This is a genomic window from Mycobacterium sp. 1165178.9, from assembly GCF_001673555.1.
Classification (GTDB): domain Bacteria; phylum Actinomycetota; class Actinomycetes; order Mycobacteriales; family Mycobacteriaceae; genus Mycobacterium.
In genome coordinates, this window is record NZ_LZMB01000218.1 from 1 (window position 1) to 9565 (window position 9565).

The window sequence follows — 9565 nt, forward strand, 5'->3', positions numbered from 1 at the left end:
CGCTATCACCGGCGCTAGCTTCTTTCTGACTCACCTACGCCGTGCCGGAAGCGACCGCCCGCCCGCGCCGCCGCGACCGGACCTTGCCCAGCGCCTGCTCCCAGGCGAGCAAGGTCGTGGCCTTCACGTTGGCGGGTTTCACGCTGTCGCGGGAGAGCAGCGCCGTCGCGGCGGCGCGGGCGGGCGGTCGCTTCCGGCACGGCGTAGGTGAGTCAGAAAGAAGCTAGCGCCGGTGATAGCGCTTCGCGCGCAAGCACTATCGCCCCGAGCGAGTAGGCGTCAGGCGCCGGGCTGCAGGATTTCCGTCGTGGCGAGCTGCCCGCCGGCCTGCATCCAGGCCGCAACGACACCGGGAGCGTCACGGTCTGGGTTGTAGATGTCTTCCTCACTGGAGAACAGCCCGTCACCCGCGTAGACCAGCCGGGTCCAGTTCGGGAACCAGAACGGTTCCCCTTTCGGGTCGGTCGGGTGATCCAGCAGGTTCTTGATCATGACGACGACGGCGTCATTGTCGTCGTCATGAGCTACCCAGTCATTGGGAAAACGCATATGCGGGAAGGGCGCCATCACCGCGACGATCCAGTCGCGGACCGCCTCGCGCCCGTGAAAGACACCGTAGTGATGCTCGGTGTAGGTGACATCCTCGGTGAACAGGTCCGCAAACGGTCGCCAGTCGCCCGAGGCGCTGCACCCTTCGACCACTTTGGTGTAGTTATCGACGGCGTTATCGATTTCTGCCCTACTGAATTTGCCCATAGCGGACACACTAGAACGTGTTTCGGTTTTGGGCCGCTCGTATGAATGGGGATCTCGGATGAACGTCATGGACTTGTTCAGCCTGCGCGGCAAGAGCGCGTTGGTCACCGGGGCGTCCAGCGGTATCGGCAGGAAGGTGGCTCAGGCCTACGCGCAAGCCGGCGCCGACGTGGCCGTCGCGGCCCGGAACGTCGAGGCCCTCGAAAGCGTCGCCGCCGAGCTGGCGGCGGAAGGTGCCGGCAAGGTGGTGCCGATCCGGTGCGACGTGACCCGGCCCGAGCAGGTGAACAGCATGGTGGATCGGGTGGTCGCGGAGCTGGGCGGCATCGACGTCGCGGTGTGCAACGCCGGCATCATCACGGTGGTGCCGATGCTGGAGATGTCGCCCGAGGAATTCCAGCGCATCCAGGACACCAACGTGACCGGTGTGTTTTTGACCGCGCAGGCGGCGGCCCGGGCGATGGTGGCCCAGGGGCGCGGCGGCGTCATCATCAACACCGCCTCGATGTCGGGCAGCATCATCAACGTGCCACAACAGGTCGGCCATTACTGCGCCTCCAAGGCGGCCGTCATTCACATGACCAAGGCGATGGCAGTCGAATTGGCGCCGCACAACATTCGGGTCAACAGCGTCAGCCCCGGCTACATCCTGACCGAGCTCGTCGAGCCGTTGACGGAGTATCACCGTCAATGGGAGCCGAAGATACCGCTCGGTCGCATCGGCCGCCCCGAAGAGCTCATCGGCCTCTACCTCTATTTGGCCAGCGAGGCTTCCAGCTATATGACCGGTTCGGACGTCGTGATCGACGGCGGATACACCTGCCCGTAGCTCACCGGACCAGCTGGGGGCGGCCGAAGCGCGTTCGCACACCGCACGAATACAGCGCGCGTAACCGCTCGCCGGCCGCACGCACCCCGGCTGCCTCCACTAGTTCGCTGTCCAGCTCGACAATCTCGGCCGCGCGAAGCGGCCACGCCCCGTGCTCGTTCGGCGCCCACCACGTCCGGCCCGCCTTACGCGTATGTGCTCCCCAGCGGGCGGTGAGCCAGATCTCCAGCGGCGTCGGTTCGACCACTTCGCCTACGGCGATCTCGATCCGGCTGCGTAAGCCGCGCCGAGGCCATCGGCGCACGCTGTCATACGCGACGCGGCCGCCGTCGTGCCGCATCCGCATCCTGGCCCAGGTGTACGGGACGCCGAGGCCAATGCGGGTGATCGGCACGACGGCCAAGCGCGCAGTTTCCAGCGAGCGGAAAAGCACACCGTGACGTCCGGCGTCGTCGATCGAATACAGACGGACGTTGGTCTCCAGGAAGCTGCCGAAGTACGGAAGCGGAACTGCGGAGCCGACTTTGGTGCTGCCCATGGCAAACGGGACGAGCCCGACGTAGGTCAGCCCGTCTGCGAAGACGTCGGGACGGGTGCCGGGTGGGTACATCGCTTCCACGCTTTCAGGGCGCACCGGCCAATGGATGAAGGTCAGATCTCGCCAGCGCTGGTCGAACGTCACCGGCCTGGGAAGCGGCGGCGGAGTCAGCGGATAACCCTCGAGGCCATGCCGCCCGTTTGGTTCGGCGGCCGGCGGTCCGGGTGTCGCGGTCATCCGATCGCCGGCCCTATCGCTCCAGCTCGCCGGAGATTCCGCGCTCGAGGTTCGCCTGCGTGGTGGATGGCAGCACGAGCAGGCCGTCGAGCTCGTTGCGGGCCACATCGTATGCGCGTTGGCGTTCGTGCGAAGCCGCCGCCGGGTCGGCCGCGACTCGTAACAGGCTCTGCGCCCGCGCAATTCGCTGCTGATCCGCCCGGGAGAAATCGTTGCGGCGTCTACGGATCGCTTCGGCCTCGGCGGCGTTGAACGCCGTGACGTAGTCCTCGACGGCGGCCATGTATTGCGCGGCACCCTCGCGGTCGTCGAGCAGATCCTCGGCCTTGATGGGGCGCAGGAAGTCGGCTCGCAGCTTGGCTTTGTGGAACGCGATCGTGTTTGCGTCGCGCATGTCTGTCATCAGCGGGAAGTCCAGCAATTTGGCGACGTCGAGTTCGTATTCGAGCCAGCGCGCATCCGTGCGGCCGTGCTCGTCCAGTACGCGGCGGACCGAGCGCCACTGCGCGGCCTGATTCACCCCGGCACCGTCGGGGGCGGGCGGGTCCGGTGGTCGTGTCCGGTCCATGTCCTGCGATTGCGCATCGGTGCGCCGTCGGCCGAACGCGCGCACGGCGGCCACGATCGCGCCCGTCAGAGGCAGGATGACGATCAACAGCTCCGCCAACCGAAATAGCAAGCCCACATGGCCAGGATGCCACCCGCAACGGCGATCGTTTGGTCAACTTTGTGGGCGCACCCCGAGCACATCGCGAAACAACGCCTGTCTTAAGGCCAGTTCACGCGGATCGCTCCAGAGGTGAAACCCGAGCCGGTTCATCACGTAGGCGAACCCGATGCCGGTGTCCGGGTCGGCACATCCGAACGATCCGCCGAAGCCCGGGGTGCCGAAAGCCTTGCCCGACGACCCGAACACGAACTGCGGGACGGGCTTACAGAAACCGAGTGAATATGCCACATCGATGTGCATCACCTTGTCCCGCACGCCGTGGCTCGGTGGCATCGCCGGTGCGGCCAGCGCGTCGCGTACGGCGTTGCTGAGTGCAACCTCGCTACTGCCGCAAGCCACGCTGCCGTACATGCGTGCGACCGACCTGGCGGTACCGATGCCGTTCGCCGACGGGATCTCGACCGTCCTGACGTCGTCGCGGTTGTAGTCCCCATTGAAGGGGTTGACGCCACGCGGCACCGCGATGGTGCGTGCCGTCAGGCCGACCGGGTTGAGCGACGCGCCAACGAACCCGGGCGGCATGACGCCCAGATGCAGCATCGTTTCCGCGCGCGCCCAATTGTGGATATGGGCGACTCGGGTGCGGTCGACCGACTCGGGAAGCCCGATGTACAGGTCCAGTCCCGCCGGCGTGACGATCTCGTCGGCCATGAACCGGCCCAACGTGCGTCCGGCCGGATCGGTCCGGCGGATCAACTCGGACTCGTACCAGCCGAGCGTGATCGCGTGGTATCCGTGCCGGGTGCCCGGTCGCCAGGCCGGCACCTGGGCCGCCAGGATCGGCGATAGCCGGCGCGGATCGGCCACGTCGGCCAGCGTCGGCTTCGGTTTCAGCGCGCAGACCCCGGCCTGATGCGCCAGGAGTTGGCGGACGGTGACATCGCGCTTGCCCGCTTGCGCGAATTCTGGCCAGTAGTCGGCGACCTTGGCGTCGTAAGAGATGAGCCCGCGGGATACCGCCGTCGCCACGACCAGGGCAGCGACGCCTTTGGTCGTAGAGAACATATTCACCATCGTGTCGGCCTGCCACGGATCCTTGGTCAGCCCGTTGCGGTAGCCGCCCCACAGGTCGACTACCTTGACGCCATCGCGATAGACGGCGACGGCCGCACCGACTTCGGCGCCGTCGCGAAAGGTCGCACGAAAAGCGTCGGCCACCTTGCCGTAGCCTGCCTCCACGTCGCCGCCGATCGACTCCGGCGACACCCTCAACTTGAGAACCATCTCTCGCCTCCGAGTGGAGACTAGCCAGCCGGGTACGCGCACAGGGCCTTTTGAGCGTTCGGCCCGCCGATCAGCGGACGCCCAGGGTGCCGCCGAGGTATTCCGCCAGGCAGGCCCTGCGAGCCAGCTTGCCGCTCGTCGTCCGTGGGATAGCGCCGGCCGGCAGGAGGCGCACGTCTGACAGGTTCAGACCGTGCCGCTGCGCGACCGCCGCACGGATTGACTCGATCGCCGGCTGTGGGTCCTGCCGGCTGGTGCCCGCGGCGCGTTCGGCGACGACGACGAGCCGGGCGGCACCCCGAGCATCGCCGTCCGGGATGGCAAACACCGTCACGTATCCGCGCCGGACGATTTCGGACGCCTCGGCCACGGTGGCCTCGATGTGTTGCGGGTAGTGGTCGCGGCCGTCGATCGTCACGAGGTCCGCGATCCGGCCGGTCACATACAGCTCACCGTCGAGATACACGCCCAAGTCGCCGGTGCGCAGCCAAGTGCGGTCCAAATCGGCGCCCTCCGCATGGCTGCCGTCGGCGAGCCGCGATTGGAGCACGGCGCCGAATGCCCGCCGCGTCTCGTCCGGCAGGCCCCAGTAGCCGCGGCCGACATTGTTGCCCGCAACCAGATTTCGCCCACCGCACCGTCCCGCAACTCGGATCCGCTTGCGGTATCGACGATGACGGCCCATTCGCTGCGCGCGACCTGGCCGCACGACACCTGCGGCACGGCGTTTGGGGAATCCGCGTCGACGCGCACCGCGTGCCCTGCGCCCAGCCGTTCCCGGTCGAAGTACGCCGCCGTCGCTTCCGCGGAAGGGGCGATGGTCGCGACGAACAACGTGCCCTCGGCGATCCCGTAGGACGGTTTGAACGCGGTCTTCGGCAACCCGTACGGCGCAAACGCCTTGTTGAAGGTCTTCATGGCGTCGATGCTGACGGGTTCGGAGCCGATGATCATTACCACGTTTCGCAGATCGATGTCTGCACCGCGGCTGGGCAGTCCGCGCTGAGCGGCCCACTCGTAAGCGAAGTTCGGCGCGGCGGTGACGACGTTCCCCTGCCGGGACCCGTCGGACAGGGCCTGGATCCATCGCTGGGGCCGCCGGACGAACGCGGTCGGTGACATCAGCGTGGAGTGGCCGCCGTAGACGGCCGGGAAGCCGATCATCGACAGACCCATGTCGTGGTACAGCGGTAACCAGCTGACGCCGTGAGTGTTTCGGTCCAGCAGATCGATGGACAGGATCATCTGCACCAGGTTGGTGCCCACCGCGCGATGAGTGATTTCGACACCCACCGGCGGCCGGGTCGAGCCTGATGTGTACTGCAGGTGCGACACGTCGTCCATGCCGATCTCGGTAGGCACGAACGACTCCCCCGCCGAGTCGGGTATTTGACGATCGCGATGACGTCCGGCCGGCGCAGGTGCGGGTGGCCGTCCAGAAACTTCTCCACCGCCTCTCGCGCGGGTGTCGTCGTTAGTACGACGGTGGGCTCGGAATCGCGCAGCGCGGTATCGAGCCGCTCGGCGTGGCCGGGCAGTTCCGGGGCGAATAACGGGACTGCAATGGTCCCGGTCTTGACCGCCGCGTAGAAGCCGGCGACATAGTCGATGCCCTGCGGTGCGAGGACCGCAACACGCTCACCGCGACTGGCGGCCTGCTGGATGCGGGCGCCAATGGCTTCCAGCCGGATACCGAACCGCCTCCACGTCACCTCTTCGGCATCACCATCGGCCGACCGGCTGTAATCGAGATAGCGATACGCCACGGTGTCACCGACGTTCGCGATGTTGCGGTCGATGAGCGATATCAGGTTGACCCCGGGCGGCAGCACGACACCGCCCGCCGCGTCCAGGCAGTCTTCGATCCGAAGTATGCCATCTGGGCCGTCCTGCCCGAAATCGCGAATCATGCCTGCAGTCTAGGCAAGCCGATGCGAACGTCGCCGCCGGCGAATCGGCAAACATTAAGAGCGGCGGGCGCATTCGCCGTTTCCGGCAGACGTTCGATCACCGGGCGTGTGGCGACGGTCAACCCGATCCGGCCGACGCCTACCGCGGGCGGTAGCCTACCCGCGAGCGGCGTCCAGGGCCGTGCGTTTGCTACCACCAGGAGTTGTCATGCCGGGCCGCAACTATTCCTTTGAAATCACCCGCACCAGCAGTGCGCCCGCCGCGACGCTGTTCCGGCTGGTGGCCGACGGAGCCAATTGGTCGCGGTGGGCCAAGCCGATCGTGATGCACTCGAGCTGGGCCCGCGAGGGCGATCCCGCCCCGGGCGGCATCGGGGCCATCCGCAAGGTGGGCATGTGGCCGGTCTACGTGCAGGAGGAAACGGTCGAGTACGAGCAGGACCGTCGCCACGCCTACAAGCTGGTCGGTCCGCCCAGCCCGGCCAAGGACTACGCGGGCGAGGTGGTCCTTACGCCGAATGCGGCCGGCGGAACCGACATTCGCTGGACCGGGTCATTCACCGAAGGCGTTCGCGGGACGGGCCCGATCATGCGTGCGGCGATGGGCGGAGCGGTCAGGTTTTTCGCGGGCCGACTGGTGAAGGCGGCCGAACGCGAATCCAACGGCGGGCGATAGTTTTCCGCACAACGCATGACGGCCGCGCAAAAGCGGCCGCCACGCTTCGATTCACGAGTTACGGGTTGTTGAACTGGTTCTCGTAGGTTTGTTGCTGCTGCATGTCCTGGTTGAACTGCTGTTGGGCCTCGTCGTTTTGTTCTTGGGCCTGCTGCATGGACTGTTGCAGCTGCTGTTGCCGGGCTTGATCGTCGTTATCATCGGCAGCCAAGCCGCCGCCGGCGAGACCGGGTGGCGCCAGGGGTGACTGGGCCATGTCCGTCAGGCGGACTGCTCCGAATTTCGGCGTGGTTCCGGTGGCCCGGGGCTGCGCGGCGTCGTACCCGGCCAGGGTTGCCACGGCCGCGGCGCCCGCGAGGAAGAGGTGCAGCAATCGCCGACGCCAACGCCATCGGGCGGCGATCGTCGGGTGAGGGATGTTGGTGGTCATCCTTCAGGTATGCGCCGCGTCATTAGTTACCCCCTGAGCTGCGGCTGTCACCTCGATATGAAGCCGGACGACGGCCGCCGACTACGCACCGCCTCGGCCACGTCTATCGACAGCAGCGATACCGATTCAGGCTGGCACTTGGAGTAGGAATTCCCAACCTGAGTGCGGCGGCAGATGTTCACCGCGCGAGGCATCCGCAATGTCTGTGGATGGCACCCGCTCCTGAGCTCGAGCTGCGCGGCGAAGATCCGCCAAGCGGACGGCCGCGACCATCTGCAGATCCTGATCGATGTCGCGCATCGTGTGTCGTCTTAACATGAGGCCGGTCCCCTCCAGAGCGATGGTCGCCCCGATTTCTTGCGATTACCCAGCTGGAATGGGTTTTAAGCGCTTTGGGCGTCCCGGCCGCAAATCGGGTGCGGACAAAGCAGGGCCGGGCCGGGTGGGTATGCGATTTCGATGCCCTCCTCGGCCCGGCGCCCCCTCCGCCGCTGCGCACGCATGAACTTCCGGAGTTTCTGCCGGTTCGGCGCCTTAATTAGCCCAGGGACTCAATGCACCGTTTGTCTTGGCCGTGAGCCGGTCAGCGGCGAAGCAACCCGGCGCGGCGGGTACGGCGACCCCGAATGGTTTCCCAAATCGCGATCAGAACGATGGCAGCACCGACCCCGATGAGAAATGGAACCCAAGCGATTCCGCCGTTGGCATTGTGGTATCCGAACTGACTCGCTACCCATGAGCCGATCAGCCCGCCTAGTGCGCCGAGTGCAATGGTCATGATCATGCCGATGTCTTGTTTGCCCGGCATGAGCAGGCGCGCGACCAAACCGATGAGCGCACCCACCACGATGGCGAGGACTATTGACCCAATCATTGCTGCAACTCCTGTCGTAGCGGCGCCCCCGATGGGCCCCATCTTCGACAAGGGTTCCCTGAACCGGGAAGTAATAACACATACGTCGAACCCGTCAGCTTCGGTTTCGATGACCACCGGCAGATGGCACGAGTCGCATGACGAAGTCCCGCCGCCAGTTTGCTAACCGTTTTAGTCTCCCTGCATGGATCGGATATGGCAGTGGGCCTGGGATCGATACGGGCCGAGGTACTCGTGGGCGATCTGCGCGGTCACACTTCCGGTCATGCTGTCGATCTACCTCCTTGCGTCACTGGTCGTTGTCGCCTACGAGAAGGCCGATGACTATGTCGAGGCCGCTGTTGTCACCGTTGGTGCGGTGCCGCTGCTGGTGTACGTGATGGTGCTTCCCGGCCGTGGCGGGATTCGCCTTGCTGAACAGTGGGCAGCCGGCCACGAAGTGGAGCGGGGCAGAGTCCTCGATGGCACCTACACATATGCCCGCAGGACAATTGTCCGCGTCGTCGTCGGCGGCTGCGTTTGGGCAGCCCTGCTGACAGTTATTATCGGCGCAATCGCCGGGGCGACCCCGACGCGCCTGGTTCAGTACGGGATCCTTGGTGCTGGTCTCGGGACAGCCGTTCAACTGATCGCTGTGCACAGCTTCTTGGAAGCAGCGTTGCGCCCGGCCAGGCTTGCGATTGCCGGAGACACGGGCGCCGGTGACTCCCTGCCCCGCTCGCGTCCGACGTTCGCCGCGTGGTCCAACCTGACCATGCTCGCTGCCGCATTTGCCTTCGCTCAGTCGGGCGCAATGCTGGCGGCTGCATTCGATTGGGCCAGTTCGTTTCCCGTGTTCTGCACCGCTATTGCAGTCGGCTTAGCGGTCGGCTATGCGGTGCCGATCACCGTCGGCTTCGCGTTCTCACCGTCTCTGCGGCCCGTTAGTGATCTCGCACATGCTACTGAGCGGGTCGCGGCCGGTGATTACAGCCAGCGGGTGCCGGTGGTTCAGGATGATGACCTGGGCGCGTTAGCAGCGTCGTTCAACCGCATGCAAGCGGGTTTGGCTGAGCGGCAACGACTTCAGGCCGCGTTCGGCACCTACGTCGACCCGGCCTTGGCGGCGCGCCTACTCGAGCAGGGTGACGATGTCTTCACCGGTGAGCGCCGCGAGGTCACCGTCATGTTCGTCGACATCCGCGACTTCACCCCATTCGCCGAGGCGAACACGGCAGAGGACACCGTCGCCCGGCTCAACACCCTGTTTGAGATTGTGGTGCCAGCAGTCGTGGACGCCGGCGGCCACGTCAACAAGTTCCTCGGCGACGGCGCGCTGGCCGTGTTCGGCGCCCCCAACGAGCTGGCGGACCATGCCGGTG

9 protein-coding genes and 2 pseudogenes are annotated in these 9565 nt (G+C 66.0%); 3 read left to right on the forward strand and 8 right to left on the reverse strand.

All coding sequences use genetic code 11. From position 1 onward, the window contains the following. Nucleotides 1-34 precede the first annotated feature (34 nt). Both A5652_RS26615 and A5652_RS10200 read right to left on the reverse strand, forming a co-directional pair. Nucleotides 35-178, reverse strand: a pseudogene (locus A5652_RS26615) (DJ-1/PfpI family protein); the annotation flags it as partial. 101 nt (nucleotides 179-279) lie between these two features. Beyond that, nucleotides 280-756, reverse strand: coding sequence for a nuclear transport factor 2 family protein (locus A5652_RS10200; RefSeq protein WP_067350127.1), 477 nt, complete (start codon nucleotides 754-756; stop codon nucleotides 280-282). A gap of 58 nt (nucleotides 757-814) precedes the next feature. Here A5652_RS10200 and A5652_RS10205 point away from each other — a divergent pair, with 58 nt between their 5' ends. Beyond that, nucleotides 815-1585: an SDR family oxidoreductase gene (locus tag A5652_RS10205; RefSeq protein WP_067350130.1), complete on the forward strand. Its 771-nt coding sequence runs from the start codon at nucleotides 815-817 to the stop codon at nucleotides 1583-1585. A gap of 1 nt (nucleotide 1586) precedes the next feature. Here the strand turns inward: A5652_RS10205 and A5652_RS10210 are convergent, their stop codons facing one another. The 4 genes and pseudogenes from A5652_RS10210 to A5652_RS10225 all read right to left on the reverse strand — a co-directional run bounded on the left by A5652_RS10210 (nucleotide 1587) and on the right by A5652_RS10225 (nucleotide 6224). Beyond that, nucleotides 1587-2360: a YqjF family protein gene (locus tag A5652_RS10210; protein WP_082983846.1), complete on the reverse strand. Its 774-nt coding sequence runs from the start codon at nucleotides 2358-2360 to the stop codon at nucleotides 1587-1589. A gap of 13 nt (nucleotides 2361-2373) precedes the next feature. Next, nucleotides 2374-3045 carry a hypothetical protein gene (locus A5652_RS10215; RefSeq protein WP_067350133.1) on the reverse strand — a complete coding sequence of 224 codons (672 nt, stop codon included), beginning with the start codon at nucleotides 3043-3045 and terminating at the stop codon, nucleotides 2374-2376. Between the two features lie 36 nt (nucleotides 3046-3081). Then, a complete protein-coding gene (locus A5652_RS10220; protein WP_067350136.1) occupies nucleotides 3082-4314 on the reverse strand; it encodes a serine hydrolase domain-containing protein in 1233 nt (410 codons plus the stop codon). Between the two features lie 70 nt (nucleotides 4315-4384). Further along, nucleotides 4385-6224 (reverse strand): annotated as a pseudogene (locus tag A5652_RS10225) (fatty acyl-AMP ligase). 208 nt (nucleotides 6225-6432) lie between these two features. Here A5652_RS10225 and A5652_RS10230 point away from each other — a divergent pair. Beyond that, the gene (locus A5652_RS10230) at nucleotides 6433-6900 is read left to right on the forward strand and encodes an SRPBCC family protein (RefSeq protein WP_067350139.1); all 468 of its coding nucleotides are present in this window, start codon (nucleotides 6433-6435) and stop codon (nucleotides 6898-6900) included. Between the two features lie 58 nt (nucleotides 6901-6958). Here A5652_RS10230 and A5652_RS10235 read toward each other — a convergent pair whose 3' ends face one another. Beyond that, nucleotides 6959-7330 (reverse strand): hypothetical protein, encoded by a 372-nt coding sequence (locus tag A5652_RS10235; RefSeq protein WP_067350143.1) that lies wholly within the window; start codon nucleotides 7328-7330, stop codon nucleotides 6959-6961. A gap of 583 nt (nucleotides 7331-7913) precedes the next feature. Continuing rightward, nucleotides 7914-8204 carry a GlsB/YeaQ/YmgE family stress response membrane protein gene (locus A5652_RS10240; protein ID WP_067350145.1) on the reverse strand — a complete coding sequence of 97 codons (291 nt, stop codon included), beginning with the start codon at nucleotides 8202-8204 and terminating at the stop codon, nucleotides 7914-7916. Between the two features lie 184 nt (nucleotides 8205-8388). On the opposite strand from A5652_RS10240, the gene A5652_RS10245 reads away from it, so the two are divergent. Then, nucleotides 8389-9565, forward strand: a 1177-nt coding sequence (locus A5652_RS10245) for an adenylate/guanylate cyclase domain-containing protein (RefSeq protein WP_067350148.1), incomplete at its 3' end; no start/stop codon positions are given.

Excerpts from the sequence above, each read along its gene's own strand:
- A5652_RS10200 (WP_067350127.1), bottom strand. The coding sequence starts at position 756 with ATGGGCAAATTCAGTAGGGCAGAAATCGATAACGCCGTCGATAACTAC.
- A5652_RS10205 (WP_067350130.1), top strand. The coding sequence starts at position 815 with ATGAACGTCATGGACTTGTTCAGCCTGCGCGGCAAGAGCGCGTTGGTC.
- A5652_RS10210 (WP_082983846.1), bottom strand. The coding sequence starts at position 2,360 with ATGACCGCGACACCCGGACCGCCGGCCGCCGAACCAAACGGGCGGCAT.
- A5652_RS10220 (WP_067350136.1), bottom strand. The coding sequence starts at position 4,314 with ATGGTTCTCAAGTTGAGGGTGTCGCCGGAGTCGATCGGCGGCGACGTG.
- A5652_RS10230 (WP_067350139.1), top strand. The coding sequence starts at position 6,433 with ATGCCGGGCCGCAACTATTCCTTTGAAATCACCCGCACCAGCAGTGCG.
- A5652_RS10235 (WP_067350143.1), bottom strand. The coding sequence starts at position 7,330 with ATGACCACCAACATCCCTCACCCGACGATCGCCGCCCGATGGCGTTGG.
- A5652_RS10240 (WP_067350145.1), bottom strand. The coding sequence starts at position 8,204 with ATGATTGGGTCAATAGTCCTCGCCATCGTGGTGGGTGCGCTCATCGGT.